Origin of the sequence: Rhodococcus sp. ABRD24, from assembly GCF_004328705.1 — a bacterium.
GTDB lineage: Bacteria > Actinomycetota > Actinomycetes > Mycobacteriales > Mycobacteriaceae > Prescottella.
The window spans coordinates 639,641-654,933 of record NZ_CP035319.1; the positions used below are offsets into that span (position 1 = coordinate 639,641).

Sequence of the window (15,293 nt, forward strand, 5' to 3'; positions counted from 1 at the left end):
CACATGGAGCGCGGCGCACCGACCGGTTGGTCGACACCGCCCCGCGAGCCGCTCGTACGTGCTTCAGCGCTCGGCGAGTACCTCGCCGATGTACCTGGCAACGGCGGCCACCGAGGCAATTGTTCCCGGGTAGTCCATTCGGGTGGGGCCGAGGACCCCTACTCCGCCGAACACGGTGCCCGCCGCACCGTAGCCGGTGGATATCACCGAGGTGCCTCGCATCTGCTCAACCTGTGTCTCCTCGCCGATCTGGACGGTTACCCGTCCCGCATCCTGCGTCGCGGCGAGCAGCTTGAGCACCACCACCTGTTCCTCCAGCGCTTCGAGCACCGAACGCAGGGAGCCGGGCAATCCCGACTGAGTCGAGAAGTCCGCGGCGTTGCGGGTGAGGTTCGCCGTGCCGCCCAGGACCAGCCGGTCCTCGGGATGTTCGACGAGTGTCTCGACCAGAACCGTCGCCGAGCGGACGACGGCGTCGCGCAGTTCGAGTGGCGCGTCCTCGGCCAGCTCGGATACCGCAATGGACGCGGCCGCGAGTCGCTTGCCCTCGAGCGCGCCGCCGAGCAGGGCGCGCAGCCGGAACAGATTCTCGTCGTCGATCACGTCACCGAGCTCGACGATGCGCTGATCGACCCGACCGGAATCGGTGATGAGCACGAGCAGCAAACGCGCAGGCGTGAGCGCGACCACCTCGAGGTGCCGCACCGACGACGCCGACAGTGACGGGTACTGCACGACGGCGACCTGCCGCGTGAGCTGCGCGAGTAGCCGCACCCCGCGACGGAGGACGTCGTCGAGGTCCACACCGGATTCGAGGAACTCGAGGATGGCACGGCGCTCCGCCGGAGACAGCGGCTTGACCTCGGCGATCCGGTCGACGAACTGCCGGTAACCCTTGTCCGTCGGGACTCGCCCGGAACTGGTGTAGGGCTGGGTAATGTAGCCTTCGGCCTCGAGGGCGGCCATGTCGTTGCGTACCGTCGCGCTGGAAACACCGAGATTATGCCGTTCCACCAGCGATTTCGACCCGATCGGCTCCTGCGTCGAGACGTAGTCGGCAACGATCGCCCGGAGCACCTCGAAACGTCGTTCGTCCGTACTGGACACCGCTCACCACCTCCGTCATTGAGAGCACACTTCACTGCTGAGTCTAATGGCCGGTTCGATCCCGAATGTCGCAGGCCGCGCCGCGCATTCACCACCCGGCCGACGCGGGTCCACAGCCCGTACTGTAAGAGGACGGACTGGCGCTCGAGATCCAGTCCACACGTAGAACACGGGCGGAACAAACGAATGATTTTCAAAGGAGTCCGGGACAGCAAGCCGTATCCCGACCACGATCTGAGGCTGCGGGACTGGGCGCAGATTCCTCCGCGGCAGGTTCGCTTGGACGAGATCGTCACCACCACGAAGGTGCTCGAACTCGATCGCCTCCTGTCGGAGGACTCCACCTTCTACGGCGATCTGTTCCCACACGCGGTGCTGTGGCGAGGCACCATCTACCTCGAGGACGGCGTCCACCACGCCGTCCGCTCCGCACTGCGCAACCGGGTGGTGCTGCACGCCCGCGTCTACGACTTCGACGCGGCGATCCCAGGCAGCTGAGGCGCGGTCAGGCGAGGATGTCCCGCACCACCGCGTCGGCGAGCAGTCTCCCCCGGTCGGTGAGTACCAGGTGATCGTTCTCGACCACCGCCAATCCGTCCGCGACCACCCGCTCGGCGGCGGCGCGCTCGTGCTCGCGCAGGTCCTCGAGCGGAAGGCCTGCCCGTAGCCGCACGGTCAACATCACCCGCTCGACGTGGATGTCCTCGCTGCTGAGGGTTTCGATACCGCCCACGGGCAGGTCGCCGGCCGTCAACTGTTCCGCGTACCGGGCCGGGTGTTTGACGTTCCACCAGCGCACCCCACCGACGTGGCTGTGTGCGCCGGGCCCGGCACCCCACCAATCGCCGCCGTCCCAGTAGCCCAGGTTGTGGCGGCAGCGTGAATCCCCCGTCGCTGCGCTCGCCCCGTGCGCATCGTCGGCGGACGCCCAGTTCGACACCTCGTACCAGTGCAATCCCGCGTCTGCGAGGCGCGCGTCGATGCGCTCGTACCGCGAGGCCAGCACATCGTCATCGGGCGCGGGCAGCTCACCGCGTCGGACCTTTCGCGCCAGCGCGGTGCCGTCCTCGACGATCAATGCGTACGCGGACACGTGATCGACGCCAGCTCCGAGCACCGCGTCGAGCGAGGCGTCCAGGTCGGCATCCGTCTCGCCTGGGGTGCCGTAGATGAGATCGAGGTTGACGTGGTCGAATCCGGCTCCGCGCGCCTCCTGGGCTGCCGCAACCGCGCGGCCGGGCGTGTGGGTGCGGTCGAGGATCTTCAGTACGTGCGGTGCCGCGGACTGCATGCCCAGCGAGATCCGGGTATATCCGGCGTCCCGCAGCGTCGAGAAGAACTCCGGCGACGTCGACTCCGGGTTGGACTCGGTGGTCACCTCCGCGCCGACGGCCAGACCGAAGCTGCCGCGGACCGCGCCGAGAACCTCCGCCAGCCCGTCACCGCCGAGCAGTGAAGGCGTGCCCCCTCCGATGAACACGGTATCCGCTGGGGGCGCACCGGTGATCTCGGCAGCCCGCCCCAATTCTCGTTTCAGCGCTTCGAGCCACGACTGCGGCGACGCCGAAGTGCCGAGTTCACCCGCGGTGTAAGTGTTGAAATCGCAGTAGCCACACCGCGTCGCGCAGAACGGGACGTGGACGTAGATCCCGAACGGACGCGTTCCCACCCCGTCCAGGGCCGACGCGGGAAGTTCCAGACGCGGCTGCGCGCCGTCGATCAGCGATCCAATCACGGTTTCAGTGTCCCAGCTTCGAACCGGGCAGCCACGCACACCCGTCCGATCAGGACATTTCCCGCGATTTCGGGGGAAATACCTCCCCGATGGTCGGCATTCGGGAAATCCCGTGGCAGAATGGCCGCCATGACAGATCTCGGAGTGCGACTCGTGGCGCGGCGCCACGTCGACTTCAAGCGTGTCTGCAGCTGTTGTTGTCTGCCCTGCGGCGTGTAACCAGCGCGACGTCCCGACTGCACTGAGCGGTCCACGTCTGCCAGCGTTCGTCTCCACCGTTTCAGCCCGCTAATCCCGGCCGGCCGAGGACGATCCCCGCGAGGAAGCAGCTCTCCTCTTCTGTCCTCGACCGGTGCACCGTGAGATTCACGAAATTCAGGAGCACCCCCATGACGTCGAGTCCCGACGCCGACACCGCCGCGAGCCCGGCACCCCGGGCCCGCACGGCTCGCCCCACGAAGACCCGCGCCGAGGGCCAGTGGGCGCTCGGCTATCGCGAGCCACTCAACGCCAATGAGCAGACCAAGAAGGACGACAACCCACTCAACGTCCGGGCGCGCATCGAGAACATCTACTCGAAACAGGGATTCGCGAGCATCGACAAGAGCGACCTGCGCGGCCGGATGCGCTGGTGGGGCCTGTACACGCAGCGCGAGGAGGGCTACGACGGTACCTTCACCGGCGACGAGAACCTCGACCTGCTCGAGGCCGAGTACTTCATGATGCGAGTGCGATGCGACGCCGGCGCCCTGAGCGTCGCGCAGTTGCGCACGATCGGCGAAATCTCGACAGAGTTCGCCCGAGACACTGCCGACCTGTCGGACCGCGAGAACGTTCAATACCACTGGATCGAGATCGAGAACGTCCCCGAGATCTGGCAACGCCTCGAGGCCGTCGGACTCAAGACCACCGAGGCCTGCGGCGACTGCCCGCGCGTCGTGCTGGGCTCACCGCTGGCCGGCGAGTCGTTCGACGAGGTTCTCGACCCGACACCCGCGATCGACGAGATCGTCCGCCGTTACATCGGCGACCCCGAGTACTCGAACCTCCCGCGCAAGTTCAAGACTGCGATCTCCGGTCAGCAGGACGTGGTGCACGAGATCAACGACGTCGCCTTCATCGGAGTCAACCACCCCGAGCACGGCCCGGGCCTGGACCTGTGGGTCGGCGGCGGCCTGTCGACAAACCCGATGCTGGCGCAGCGCGTCGGCGTGTGGGTACCGCTCGACGAGGTGCCGGATGTGTGGGAGGGCGTCGTCTCGATCTTCCGCGACTACGGCTACCGCCGCCTGCGCACCAAGGCGCGCCTGAAATTCCTGATCAAGGACTGGGGTATCCCGAAGTTCAGGGAAGTCCTCGAACAGGAATACCTGAAACGTCCCCTACTCGACGGACCAGCGCCGGAGCAGCCCACGCGCCCCATCGATCACGTAGGTGTGCAGCGGCTTCGTAACGGGCTCAACGCCGTCGGCGTCGCACCGATCGCCGGCCGTGTGTCCGGCACCAAGCTCGCGGCGGTCGCGGATGCCGCCGAGCGTGCGGGCTCGGACCGGATCAGGTTCACGCCCTACCAGAAGCTGATCGTCCTCGACGTCGCCGACGACAAGCTCGAGCAGCTGATCGGTGAACTCGACGAGTTGGGCCTGCCGGCGCGGCCGTCACACTGGCGCAAAAACCTGATGGCCTGCTCGGGCATCGAGTTCTGCAAGCTCTCGTTCGCCGAGACCCGCAGGCGGTCGCAGGTGCTGGTGCCGGAACTCGAGGACCGTCTCGCCGACATCAACGCGCAGCTGGACGTCCCGATCACCATCAACATCAACGGCTGCCCCAACTCGTGCGCGCGCTCGCAGATCGCGGACATCGGGTTCAAGGGACAACTGGTGGACGACGGCGACGGCAACCAGGTCGAGGGCTTCCAGGTGCATCTCGGCGGCAGCCTCGGATTCGACAGCGCATTCGGCCGAAAACTGCGGCAGCACAAGGTGACCAGCACCGAGCTCGGTGACTACATCGACCGAGTCGTGCGCAATTTCGTGAAGCACCGCTATGAGGGCGAACGGTTTGCCCAGTGGGCGGTCCGGGCAGACGAGGGGGACTTGCGATGACGGTAGATGTCCAGACAGCGTCCGAAGCCGAGCTCCGCAGAATCGCCACGCAGGGGGCGGCGGATCTGGACGGTGCGTCGGCAGTCGAATTGCTCCGCTGGACCGAGGAGACGTTCGGGACCGCCACGGGTGCCGCGGCGGGCGAGCGTGACGGTTACATCGTCGCGTCGAACATGCAGGACGGGGTGCTCGTTCATCTTGCCGCACAGGTCCATGAATCGGGTCCTCTGCCAGTGCTTTTCCTCGACACCGGCTACCACTTCGCCGAGACGATCGGCACCCGCGACGCAGTGGAGCAGGTCTACGGTGTCAACGTCATCAATGCGCAGGCCGCGGCCAGTGTCGCCGAGCAGGATGCAGCCGAGGGCAAGGACTTGTTCGCCCGCGAACCCAACCGCTGCTGCGCGCTGCGCAAGGTGGCCCCGTTGAAGGCGACGCTGCAGAACTACCGGGCGTGGGTCACCGGCATCCGCCGGGTCGAGGCCCCCACCCGGGCGAACGCACCATTGATCTCGTTCGACGAGGCGTTCGGACTGGTGAAGATCAATCCCATCGCCGCGTGGTCGGACGACGACATGCAGGCGTACATCGACGAGCACTCGATCCTGGTGAATCCACTTGTCGACGAGGGATATCCGTCCATCGGGTGCGCTCCGTGCACCGTCAAACCTCTCCCCGGCGCCGATCCGCGCAGCGGTCGGTGGGCCGGTTCGGCCAAGACAGAATGCGGGTTGCACGCCTCATGACAATCGACATCTCACTCCCCGAGCCACGGCTTCAGCTGGACGGCACCAAGTTCGACACCCTCGATGCTCTCGAGTCCGAGGCCATCCACATCTTCCGTGAGGTGGCCGGCGAGTTCGAGCGACCCGTGATCCTGTTCTCAGGCGGCAAGGACTCGACGGTGCTGCTGCACCTCGCCATCAAGGCGTTCTGGCCCGCACCGCTGCCGTTCGCGTTGCTGCACGTCGACACCGGCCACAACCTGCAGGAGGTGCTGGACTTCCGCGATCACGTCGTCGCGAAGTACAACCTGCGCCTGCACGTGGCCAAGGTCGAGGACTACCTCGCCGACGGCCGTCTCACCGAGCGCCCGGACGGGATCCGCAACCCGTTGCAGACCGTGCCGCTGCTCGACGCGATCGCCGAGAATCGCTTCGACGCCGTGTTCGGCGGTGCCCGCCGCGATGAGGAGCGAGCCCGCGCGAAGGAGCGGATCTTCTCACTGCGCAACGCCTTCGGGCAGTGGGACCCGAAGAAGCAGCGCCCCGAGTTGTGGAACCTCTACAACGGCCGACACTCCCCCGGCGAGCAGGTCCGCGTATTCCCGCTCAGCAACTTCACCGAACTCGACATCTGGCGCTACATCGCCCGCGACAACGTCGAACTGGCCAGCATCTACTACGCCCACCAGCGCCCGGTCTACCAGCGTGACGGCATGTGGATGACTCCGGGTGTATGGGGCGGGCCGACCGAAGGCGAAGAGCTGCAGACGCTCTCGGTGCGCTACCGCACCGTCGGCGACGGCTCCACGACGGGCGCGGTGCTCTCCGACGCTGCCGACAACGAGGCGATTCTCGCCGAGGTCGCGGCATCGCGACTGACCGAGCGCGGCGCCACCCGTGGCGACGACCGAGTTTCCGAAGCGGCCATGGAAGACCGCAAGCGAGAGGGCTACTTCTGATCATGAGCGACCTTCACGAGCGTAGCCCTCGGAGCGAGACGAAACTTCTACGACTCGCTACCGCGGGCAGCGTCGACGACGGCAAGTCCACTCTCGTGGGCCGGCTGCTGTACGACACCAAGTCCGTTCTGGCCGATCAGATCGACGCCGTCACCCGCGCGTCGGTCGACAAGGGCCTGTCCACCCCCGACCTGTCGCTGCTCGTCGACGGCCTGCGCGCCGAGCGCGAGCAGGGCATCACGATCGACGTCGCGTACCGCTACTTCGCGACCCCGCGCCGCTCGTTCGTGCTCGCCGACACCCCGGGACACGTGCAGTACACCCGCAACACCGTCTCGGGTGCCTCCACCGCGCAGCTGGTGATCCTGCTGGTCGACGCACGCAAGGGCGTCATCTCGCAGACGCGTAAGCACGCCGCGGTGTTGGCGCTGCTCGGGGTTCCGCGACTGGTGCTGGCGGTCAACAAGATCGACCTCGTCGAGGATCCGGCGCAGGTGTTCGCCGACATCACCGCCGAGTTCCGTTCGCTGACCGGATCGCTCGGCTGGGACGACGCCGACGTCCAGGCGATCCCGGTGTCCGCGCTGCACGGCGACAACGTCGCCGTGGCGTCGGACAACACGCCGTACTACGACGGGCCGACGCTGATCGAGCATCTCGAATCGGTACCCGTGGACAGCGACAACGAGGGTAAACACGCCGTGGGCCTGCGGTTCCCCGTGCAGTACGTGATCCGTCCGCGCACCGCCGAGTTCCCCGACTACCGCGGCTACGCCGGTCAGGTGGCGGCCGGTTCGGTGGTGCCCGGCGACGAGGTCGTTATCCTGCCGTCCGGTACCCGGACGACGGTCACCCGCATCGACACCGCCGACGGCGAACTCGACGTCGCGCACGCGGGCCGCAGTGTGACGCTGGTGCTCGCCGACGACGTCGATGTCTCCCGCGGTGACACCATCGCGGCGCCCGCGGGCGCGCCGGAGCCGATCGACCAGTTCGACGCCACCGTGTGCTGGCTGGCCGAGAAGCCGCTGCGCCCGGGCACACGCCTGCTGCTCAAGCACGGCACCCGCACCACGCAGGCCATCGTCGGCGCCCTCGTCGAGCGTCTCGACGAGCAGGAACTGACGTCGGAGCTGAGCCCGGAGACGCTCGAGCTCAATGAGATCGGCAAGATCTCGGTGCGCGTTGCGGAACCGATCGTGGCCGACGACTACACGGTCAACCGACACACCGGCTGCTTCCTGCTGATCGACCCGGCCGGCGGCAACACGCTCGCTGCCGGTCTCGTCGGCGATGCGATAGCCGCAGTCGAACTCGGAGATCGGGTCTAGATCATGGCGCCGCTCATCGCCGTGGCGCACGGCAGCCGTGATCCCCGATCTGCTCGGGTCGTCACGGCTGCCGTGGCGGCGATCCGCGCCCGGCGGCCGGATCTCGACGTGCGGGTGTGCTTCCTCGATCTCAACGCACCGTCGGTGGATCAGGTGATCGACGCGGTTGCGACCGAGGGACATTCGACTGCGGTCGTGGTTCCCCTGCTACTGGGCAGTGCCTTTCACGCGCGGGTGGACCTGCCGGGAGTCCTCGCCGCCGCCCGCGCCCGGCACCCACAACTGGCGATCGTCCAGTCGAACGTCCTCGGCCACGACCACCGCCTGGTCGATGCAGTTCGGGACCGAATCGTCGCGATCGGGGTCGCCGCGGACGACACCCGGACCGGTGTCGTGCTGGCCGCGGTCGGCTCATCCGATCTCCGGGCGAACGATCGCACCCGCGCGCTGGCCGCCGTCCTCGCCGGGGACACCCGATGGGCGGAAACGACCGTTTGCTTCGTCACTTCCACCGAACCGAATGTCGGACAGGCGATCTCGCTACTGCGCTCGCGAGGAGTCGAGCGTATCGTGATCGCCCCATGGTTCCTGGCACCCGGCCGGCTGACCGACCGACTCGAGGCGGCAGCACTGCAGGCCGCACCCGACGTCGTGTTCTCCGAAACCATCGGCGCACACCCCCTTGTTGCTGACGTTGCCCTCGACCGCTACGACACCGCCGTGGTCGCGGCAGCCCGGACGCGACTCTCGGCGTAGGCTGCGTCGAAGCCGAACACGATTCCCGAGGATCACACTCCGTCAACTGGCGGGGTCGTAGTGGAACGCGCGCACCTCCTGCGCGCACCGGCAGGCAACAGCGATCTTGGCAGCCCATTCCAGTGCCGCCGCGTGGGAAGGCAACTCCAGTATCGCGTAGCCGCCTTCGAGCTGCTTCGTCTGCGGGTACGTGCCCTCGGTCACCGTGCCGTCCCCATCGACCAGGACGGGCGGAACGCTCTCGTCGATTGCGCCGCCGAACACCCAGACACCGGCCTCCTTCGCCTCCTCCACCATCGCGTGCGCAGCATCCGAAGCTGCCTGCAGATCCTCGCTGGAGAGGGCCATCGCGCCACTCGGGAACGAGATCAGGTACTTGGTCATGGCGTCGTCCCCTGGAAGTCTTCGACCCGGAAGCCCAGGCCTCGCTCGCCGAGCGATTCGGTGAGCACCCGGATCGCCTTGGGCCCCAGTCCGTGAAGGGCGAGCAACTCCTTCGCCGAGTGACGAGAGACGGCGGCGAGCGTGGTGATGCCAGCCTGCTCGAGCGCGCGGGTGGCCGGGCGCCCGATCCCGGAGGGAAGGTCGCCGCCGCCTGCACGATCACGGGGTGAGGTCATGCAAGCCATAGTAGGGAGCCGTAGACGTGGCGTCGACCACAGCCCGGAACAGGACACGACCGATGGCGCCGCGCACATACACTCCAGCAGATCTCCGCGCCGCCCTGACCGTCGCACAGCGTCAGACTTCGCAGCGTCTGCCGCGAATGAATCGACAAGAAATGCATGTCGACATATTCATATTCGGAGCATTGTATTTGTCGTTCGGAATAGAACCCTGCATAGTTCCGGTGTGCGGGCGCACCGGCCCGCCTGTTCCGCACGACAGAGGCGGCCGACCAGTCGTGAATCCTGGAACACCCAACGAAAGAAGGACTACTGCAATGGGTTCTGCCGATCTCGCCCCCTACCTCGAATTCGTCGTCGACTTCGCCGACGCGACGTCCGACCTGTTCACGGCTTTGGGATTCTTCGCCGGCTCACTGGAAATCGTCGGCCAGTTGCTCGGCTGACGCTGATGTGACGAAGTGGCGCTCGCGCGGGCCCCACTTCGTTGCACCCAGCCGGGCGGACACTCACCCGTCGCGAGTTGAATTGCCGCACGAACACCGCTACCGCAAACCTATTCTCGTCGACATGAAGCCAACTCTCCGCCGACCACGTCCCCGGGTCGGCGCCGCGGCCCTCATCCTCACCGCGACGACATCACTCCTGCTCACCAGCGCGACCGCTCCGGCGTCCGCCACCGGCCTCGTGCTCCCGAATCCGGGATCGAGCATCGACGATCCATGGGAGCTTCAGACAGTCGCACGTGCGGCATCTGAGGTCGTCGGCCACGTTGCGCCCGGCATGTCGATCGCCATCGTCAAGCGCAACCCGAGCAAGCCCGACGAGGCGATCACCACCACCTACCACTTCGGGATGGCGGACAAGGAGAACAAGCGCCGCGTCGGGCCGCTGACCCAGTTCGAGATCGCCTCGGAGACCAAGACGTTCACCGCCGCACTCCTGGCGAAGCGGGTCACGGGCGGCCAGGCTCAACTCGAGGACCTGGCCCAGGATTACGAGGATGACGTCACGTTCCCGACGATGGACGGATCCGCCATCACGCTCGGGGACCTGGTCACCCACCGATCGGGACTCGGCGACGACCCGGGAAACCTCGACGCGGGTTGCCCTGGCGGCGGTGCCCACCAATGCAAGGATGCGATGGCGCTGTACAACCGAACCCTCCTCTGGGAGGGCCTCGAGGCGCCCGGCGCGCTCGTGAACACCCCGGGATCGACCTGGCTCTATTCCGACTTCGCGTTCGGCACGCTCGGCACCTTGTTGGCCGACGCCTTCGAGCCCGGACAGACCGAGCCACCGTTCGCTCAGGTTGTCCAGCGCGAACTGACCGATCCGCTCGGTATGACATCGACCGTCATCGAAACGCAGACACCGAATCTGGCTCGGCCGTACAGGAAGGGCGCCCCCGCCGACTTCTGGAACAACACCGGGGCACTCGCCGGCGGCGGCGGACTGATCAGCACCGTGTCCGATATGGCGAAGTGGATCGCCGCCACGCTCGGCTACGGCGACGGTCCGCTCGTCCCGGTACTGCAGTCGATGCTGAACCCGATCCCCGGGGCGACATGGTCGCAGGCGCCACAAATGCAGATGGGTATGGCGTGGCAGTTGTATCCGCCGCAGAACGGCATCTCGTACCCCTACGCGTACAAGAACGGCGCCGCCGCCGGCAGCACCAGCGCCACCTACCTCCTGCCCTCCGAAGGCTGGGGTGTGACAGTATTCGCGAACGGCAACGACAAGCGTCCCGACGGCCAGGACAACCCGGCAACCGATCGCCTCGCCTTCGAACTGATGCGGGAATTGGCTCCCGGGTACCCGGGACCCGAGACCGGCACCTCGCTGTCGTCGGGCTCGACCGGATCCTGATCAACCCGCACACGTCGATGCCCGGCCCCGCGTCGCGAGGCCGGGCCTTCGGTCGCGGCGATCTACGAGGTGATATCGGAGGGCCGCACGTACACGGTCTCCCCCTCCCGCAGGCCGAGACTCTCGGCGTCGCTACGAGTGATCTGCGCCGACAGCTCCTGCGCGCCGGTCTTCGGCTGCAGCTCCACCCGAACCTCGAAACCGAGGTGCACGACGCGGGACACCGTGGCCGCGAACGACTGCGGCAGCTGGGTGCGCTCGAGCCGCAGATCGTGCGGGCGCACCAGCTGACCGTTGAGCCGGGCGACGGGCCCGAGGAACGACATCACGAAATCGTTTGCCGGGGTGTCGTACAGCTCCTGCGGCGTGCCGACCTGTTCGATCCGCCCCTTGTTGAGCACCGCGATCCGGTCGGCGACGTCGAGCGCCTCCTCCTGGTCGTGAGTGACCAGCACGGTGGTCACGTGGACCTCGTCGTGCAGACGCCTCAGCCAGGTCCGCAGATCGTCGCGGACCTTCGCGTCGAGGGCACCGAACGGTTCGTCGAGCAACAGCACCTGAGGATCGACGGCCAGCGCACGGGCGAGTGCCATGCGCTGGCGCTGACCGCCCGACAACTGCGCCGGATAGCGGTGCTGAAATCCGTCGAGTCCGACGATCTCGAGCAGGTCGTCGACCTTCTTCGCGATTTCCGCCTTGGGGCGCTTGCGGATCTTGAGACCGAATGCGACGTTGTCGCGCACCGTCATGTGCTTGAAAGCTGCATAGTGCTGGAACACGAAACCGATGTCGCGCTTCTGCGGCGGCACCCCGGTGACGTCCTTTCCGCCGATCGTGATGGTGCCCGAATCGGGATGCTCGAGACCCGCGATCGAACGCAGCAGAGTCGACTTGCCGGAGCCACTGGGCCCCAGCAGCGCCGTCAGCGAACCCGAGGGGATCTCGAGGGTGACGTCGTCGAGCGCGGCGAAATCGCCGTAGTTCTTGCGCGCCCCGGTCACGGTAATCATGTCGTGCTCCTCTTGCGGTCGAGCAGAGTCATCAGCAGCAGGGTCAGCAACGCAATCGACATCAGCAGTGTCGCGGCGGCGTACGCCCCGAAGGCGTTGTGGTCGTCGATGTATCGAGAGTGCACAAGCAGTGTCAGGGTCTGCGACTGCCCGGGGATACCGGACGAGACCATGATGACCGCACCGAACTCACCGAGCGCGCGGGCCACGGTGAGGACGACACCGTACGTCAGCCCCCAGCGGATCGCGGGCAGCGTGATCCGCGAGAACGTCTGCCACTTCGACGCGCCCAGGGTGGCCGCGGCCTGTTCCTGTTCGTCGCCGATCTCGTGCAACACCGGTTCCACCTCGCGCACCACGAACGGCAGCGTCACGAAGATCGTCGCGATCACCATGCCGGGCAACCCGAAGATCACTGTGAATCCGAAGGATTCCAGGCCGCCGAACCAGCCGTTCGCGCCCCACAGCAGGATCAACGACACTCCCACCACGATCGGCGACACCGCGAACGGCAGATCCACCACCGACTGCAGCAGCCCCCGGCCCGGGAAACGACCGCGAACCAGCGCAAGTGCCGTGACGATGCCGAACACGACGTTGACCGGCACGACGATCGCGACGATGAGAAGTGACAGGTTGAGCGCCGAGATCGCGGCCGGGGTACTGATCGCCTGGTAGAACGCGATGAAGCCGTTCTCGAATGTGCGGTACAGGATCACGCCGATCGGCACGATCAGGAGCACGAACAGGTACCCGAGAACGAAGGTGCGCAGACTGATCCGCGCCCACGGGGAGATCTTCACTGAGCCTGCTCCTCTCGGCGCTGGTTGCGCGCCGCGAAGACACGCAGCACGAACAGGGTCGCGAACGCTATCGCCAGCAGGGCCACCGACACCGCGGCAGCGCTGACCGGCCGGTCGATCTCGATCTGCTGCTGAATGTACTGCGATGCCACTTGTGTCTCCCGCGGGATGTTGCCGCCGATCAGAACCACCGAGCCGTACTCGCCGATCGCGCGTGCGAATGCCAGACCCGCACCGCCGATGACCGCTGGCGCCAGGGTCGGGAGCACCACGCGACGAAAGATCGTCCAGTTGTCGGCGCCGAGCGAGGCTGCCGCCTCCTCGACCTCACGGTCCGCCTCGATCAGTACCGGCTGCACCGACCGGACGACGAACGGCAGGGTGACGAACGCGAGCGCCACGATCAGACCCGGCTGGGTCGCGTTGAGATGCACATCGATCGGGCTCTGCGGGCCGTACAGCGACAACAGCACAATACTGGCGACGATCGTGGGTAGCGCGAACGGAAGATCGATCAGCGCGTTGATGATTCGCTTGCCCGGGAACTCGTCCCGCACCAGCACCCACGCAATCATCGTGCCCATCACCACGTTGATCAGCGCGACGATCACCGACACGATGATCGTCACCCGCAGCGACGCCAGGGCGCCGGGCGCGGTGACCGCGTCCCAGAAGCCACTGACGCCGTCCTCGAACGAGGTGACGGTGAGTGCCGCCAGGGGCAGCAGCACGATGACGCTGAGCCACAGCGCGGCGATACCGATGCCGAGAGGGCCGACGGTCCCGGTGACGGCCAACCAGTTCCTGCGGCGGGTCGAGGTCGTCGACATCTACTTCGTCGCGTTGTCGTAGATCGCGGCGATGCTGCCACTGCCCTGCTTGAACAGTTCCTGGTCGACGACGGTCCAGCCGCCCAGGTCCGCGATTGTCCACAGCGTCTGCGGCTGGGGGAAGTCCGCGGCGAATTCCTTCGCGACGGCCGGGTCGACGGGCCGGAAGCCGGCCTCTGCCCACAGCCTCTGGGCCTCTGGTGTGTAGAGGTAGTCACGGAAGGCGGTGGCCTTGGCGGCGTTGGGGCTGTTCGAGATCACCGCGACCGGGTTCTCGATCTTGAACGTGGCCGGCGGGGTGACGTGCTCCACCGGATCGCCGTTGCGCTCGGTGAACAGCGCCTCGTTCTCGTAGCTCAGGAGCACGTCGCCGGTGCCCTGAAGGAACGCCTCGGTGGCCTCACGGCCGGACTTCGGCTGCACCTTGACGTGCTCGCCGACGAGTTTGTCGAGGTAATCGAGGCCGGCCTGTGGGTTCTTGCCGCCGTCGCTCTTGGCGGCATAGGGCGCCAACAGGTTCCACTTCGCCGAACCGGAGCTGAACGGGTTGGGGGTGACGACCTCGATGCCGGGCGCGAGCAGGTCGTCCCAGTCCTTGATCCCCTTCGGGTTGCCCTCGCGCACAACGATGGTCACGACCGAGCCGAACGGGATTCCGTCGTAGGCGTCCTGATTCCAGGTCTCGTCGACCAGCCCCGCATCGACCAGACGGGTGATGTCGGGCTCGACCGAGAAGTTCACGAAGTCGGCCTGCGCGCCGTCCTTCACCTTGCGCGACTGATCTCCCGAGGGGCCGTAGGACGGATCGAAGCGTACGCCCGCGCCTTCCTCCGTCTCGGCGAACGCCGCGGTGACCTTGTCGAATCCAGGCTTCGGAACCGCGTAGGCGAACAGGTTGATCGTTCCACCGCTACCGTCCGCACTGGTGTCCGCGCCACCCGCGACATCGCTCGAACCGCCGCTGCACGCAGTCAGGGCTACCGCACCAATGGTGGCGAGTGCTGTCACAAACAGGCGGGAACGAGGTTGCTTCATAGCGGATACCTTCCTACAGAGCTGGCTGACGCAGAAGAGTTCATGCGGAATCGACCCGGCAATGCGGGTCTACGGCGGAGAGAGCCTGGAGAGTGGCGTTCAGGAAACTTCGATCGGGCCCGGCACGGAATCCCGGACAGGCGTCCCTTGAAGGACAGACCGCGCCGGGCAGCGGGAAGCTCAGGCTACGAGTGAGCGAACACCGAAACAGAGATCAACAACAGTAGATGTCGGCGACTGCGAGCCGACCGACAGCAATCAACGCCAATTCATGGCGGACCCGGTGCACGGTGACTACAGACACGCGGCAAACCTTAGCAGAGCATCGAACTGCGCTCCGAATCGCCGAATCATCCCGGTCCGGAGCGTCAGCGGGTGAAGAACCAGGCGATGACGACA

Annotated in this window: 17 protein-coding genes; 8 read left to right on the forward strand and 9 right to left on the reverse strand. The window is 66.6% G+C overall.

Annotated features, from left to right (window positions below; genetic code table 11):
• Positions 1-63: 63 nt before the first annotated feature.
• Positions 64-1,107, reverse strand: a complete 1,044-nt coding sequence (gene hrcA / locus ERC79_RS02790; RefSeq protein WP_131575539.1) for a heat-inducible transcriptional repressor HrcA — start codon at positions 1,105-1,107, stop codon at positions 64-66.
• Between the two features lie 186 nt (positions 1,108-1,293).
• Between hrcA and ERC79_RS02795 the strand changes: the two genes are divergently transcribed.
• The gene (locus ERC79_RS02795; RefSeq protein ID WP_131575541.1) at positions 1,294-1,605 is read left to right on the forward strand and encodes a type II toxin-antitoxin system VapB family antitoxin; all 312 of its coding nucleotides are present in this window, start codon (positions 1,294-1,296) and stop codon (positions 1,603-1,605) included.
• 7 nt (positions 1,606-1,612) lie between these two features.
• On the opposite strand, the gene hemW is transcribed toward ERC79_RS02795, so the two are convergent.
• The gene (gene hemW, locus ERC79_RS02800; protein ID WP_207390474.1) at positions 1,613-2,839 is read right to left on the reverse strand and encodes a radical SAM family heme chaperone HemW; all 1,227 of its coding nucleotides are present in this window, start codon (positions 2,837-2,839) and stop codon (positions 1,613-1,615) included.
• A 392-nt stretch (positions 2,840-3,231) separates the two neighbouring features.
• Between hemW and ERC79_RS02805 the strand changes: the two genes are divergently transcribed.
• The 5 genes from ERC79_RS02805 to ERC79_RS02825 are packed head-to-tail and all read left to right on the forward strand — an operon-like array spanning position 3,232 to position 8,718.
• Positions 3,232-4,947 carry a nitrite/sulfite reductase gene (locus ERC79_RS02805; RefSeq protein ID WP_131575543.1) on the forward strand — a complete coding sequence of 572 codons (1,716 nt, stop codon included), beginning with the start codon at positions 3,232-3,234 and terminating at the stop codon, positions 4,945-4,947.
• Positions 4,944-5,693: a phosphoadenylyl-sulfate reductase gene (locus ERC79_RS02810; RefSeq protein WP_131575545.1), complete on the forward strand. Its 750-nt coding sequence runs from the start codon at positions 4,944-4,946 to the stop codon at positions 5,691-5,693. The genes ERC79_RS02805 and ERC79_RS02810 overlap by 4 nt, the downstream gene beginning before the upstream one ends.
• Positions 5,690-6,631, forward strand: a complete 942-nt coding sequence (gene cysD, locus ERC79_RS02815) for a sulfate adenylyltransferase subunit CysD (protein ID WP_131575547.1) — start codon at positions 5,690-5,692, stop codon at positions 6,629-6,631. The genes ERC79_RS02810 and cysD overlap by 4 nt, the downstream gene beginning before the upstream one ends.
• Positions 6,632-6,633: 2 nt before the next feature.
• Positions 6,634-7,962 (forward strand): GTP-binding protein, encoded by a 1,329-nt coding sequence (locus ERC79_RS02820; RefSeq protein WP_131575550.1) that lies wholly within the window; start codon positions 6,634-6,636, stop codon positions 7,960-7,962.
• 3 nt (positions 7,963-7,965) lie between these two features.
• The gene (locus ERC79_RS02825; RefSeq protein ID WP_131575552.1) at positions 7,966-8,718 is read left to right on the forward strand and encodes a sirohydrochlorin chelatase; all 753 of its coding nucleotides are present in this window, start codon (positions 7,966-7,968) and stop codon (positions 8,716-8,718) included.
• Between the two features lie 42 nt (positions 8,719-8,760).
• Here the strand turns inward: ERC79_RS02825 and ERC79_RS02830 are convergent, their stop codons facing one another.
• Positions 8,761-9,102, reverse strand: coding sequence for a YciI family protein (locus tag ERC79_RS02830; protein ID WP_131575554.1), 342 nt, complete (start codon positions 9,100-9,102; stop codon positions 8,761-8,763).
• Positions 9,099-9,338 carry a hypothetical protein gene (locus tag ERC79_RS02835; protein ID WP_131575556.1) on the reverse strand — a complete coding sequence of 80 codons (240 nt, stop codon included), beginning with the start codon at positions 9,336-9,338 and terminating at the stop codon, positions 9,099-9,101. Before ERC79_RS02835 ends, ERC79_RS02830 begins: the two co-directional genes overlap by 4 nt.
• A gap of 323 nt (positions 9,339-9,661) precedes the next feature.
• On the opposite strand from ERC79_RS02835, the gene ERC79_RS23685 reads away from it, so the two are divergent.
• Both ERC79_RS23685 and ERC79_RS02840 read left to right on the forward strand, forming a co-directional pair.
• A complete protein-coding gene (locus tag ERC79_RS23685) occupies positions 9,662-9,790 on the forward strand; it encodes a hypothetical protein (RefSeq protein ID WP_278249720.1) in 129 nt (42 codons plus the stop codon).
• Positions 9,791-9,914: 124 nt separating this feature from the next.
• A complete protein-coding gene (locus ERC79_RS02840; RefSeq protein WP_131575558.1) occupies positions 9,915-11,216 on the forward strand; it encodes a serine hydrolase domain-containing protein in 1,302 nt (433 codons plus the stop codon).
• A 62-nt stretch (positions 11,217-11,278) separates the two neighbouring features.
• Here ERC79_RS02840 and ERC79_RS02845 read toward each other — a convergent pair whose 3' ends face one another.
• From ERC79_RS02845 to ERC79_RS23820, 5 genes are all read right to left on the reverse strand, one after another.
• Positions 11,279-12,226 carry a sulfate ABC transporter ATP-binding protein gene (locus tag ERC79_RS02845; protein WP_131575560.1) on the reverse strand — a complete coding sequence of 316 codons (948 nt, stop codon included), beginning with the start codon at positions 12,224-12,226 and terminating at the stop codon, positions 11,279-11,281.
• Positions 12,223-13,029, reverse strand: coding sequence for a sulfate ABC transporter permease subunit CysW (gene cysW, locus ERC79_RS02850; RefSeq protein ID WP_131575562.1), 807 nt, complete (start codon positions 13,027-13,029; stop codon positions 12,223-12,225). Before cysW ends, ERC79_RS02845 begins: the two co-directional genes overlap by 4 nt.
• Positions 13,026-13,859: a sulfate ABC transporter permease subunit CysT gene (gene cysT, locus ERC79_RS02855; protein WP_131575564.1), complete on the reverse strand. Its 834-nt coding sequence runs from the start codon at positions 13,857-13,859 to the stop codon at positions 13,026-13,028. Before cysT ends, cysW begins: the two co-directional genes overlap by 4 nt.
• Entirely contained in the window at positions 13,860-14,894 is a 1,035-nt protein-coding gene (locus ERC79_RS02860) for a sulfate ABC transporter substrate-binding protein (protein ID WP_131575566.1), read from the reverse strand.
• Between the two features lie 214 nt (positions 14,895-15,108).
• Positions 15,109-15,198 (reverse strand): Ms4533A family Cys-rich leader peptide, encoded by a 90-nt coding sequence (locus tag ERC79_RS23820; protein ID WP_347563580.1) that lies wholly within the window; start codon positions 15,196-15,198, stop codon positions 15,109-15,111.
• Between the last annotated feature and the right edge of the window lie 95 nt (positions 15,199-15,293).

Bases quoted from the DNA above. Each gene is read 5' to 3' on its own strand.
- ERC79_RS02810 (WP_131575545.1), top strand. From the start codon at position 4,944: ATGACGGTAGATGTCCAGACAGCGTCCGAAGCCGAGCTCCGCAGAATC.
- ERC79_RS02825 (WP_131575552.1), top strand. From the start codon at position 7,966: ATGGCGCCGCTCATCGCCGTGGCGCACGGCAGCCGTGATCCCCGATCT.
- ERC79_RS02830 (WP_131575554.1), bottom strand. From the start codon at position 9,102: ATGACCAAGTACCTGATCTCGTTCCCGAGTGGCGCGATGGCCCTCTCC.
- cysT (WP_131575564.1), bottom strand. From the start codon at position 13,859: ATGTCGACGACCTCGACCCGCCGCAGGAACTGGTTGGCCGTCACCGGG.
- ERC79_RS02860 (WP_131575566.1), bottom strand. From the start codon at position 14,894: ATGAAGCAACCTCGTTCCCGCCTGTTTGTGACAGCACTCGCCACCATT.
- ERC79_RS02795 (WP_131575541.1), top strand. From the start codon at position 1,294: ATGATTTTCAAAGGAGTCCGGGACAGCAAGCCGTATCCCGACCACGAT.
- ERC79_RS02840 (WP_131575558.1), top strand. From the start codon at position 9,915: ATGAAGCCAACTCTCCGCCGACCACGTCCCCGGGTCGGCGCCGCGGCC.
- ERC79_RS02805 (WP_131575543.1), top strand. From the start codon at position 3,232: ATGACGTCGAGTCCCGACGCCGACACCGCCGCGAGCCCGGCACCCCGG.
- ERC79_RS02820 (WP_131575550.1), top strand. From the start codon at position 6,634: ATGAGCGACCTTCACGAGCGTAGCCCTCGGAGCGAGACGAAACTTCTA.
- ERC79_RS23685 (WP_278249720.1), top strand. From the start codon at position 9,662: ATGGGTTCTGCCGATCTCGCCCCCTACCTCGAATTCGTCGTCGACTTC.
- ERC79_RS02835 (WP_131575556.1), bottom strand. From the start codon at position 9,338: ATGACCTCACCCCGTGATCGTGCAGGCGGCGGCGACCTTCCCTCCGGG.
- cysD (WP_131575547.1), top strand. From the start codon at position 5,690: ATGACAATCGACATCTCACTCCCCGAGCCACGGCTTCAGCTGGACGGC.
- ERC79_RS02845 (WP_131575560.1), bottom strand. From the start codon at position 12,226: ATGATTACCGTGACCGGGGCGCGCAAGAACTACGGCGATTTCGCCGCG.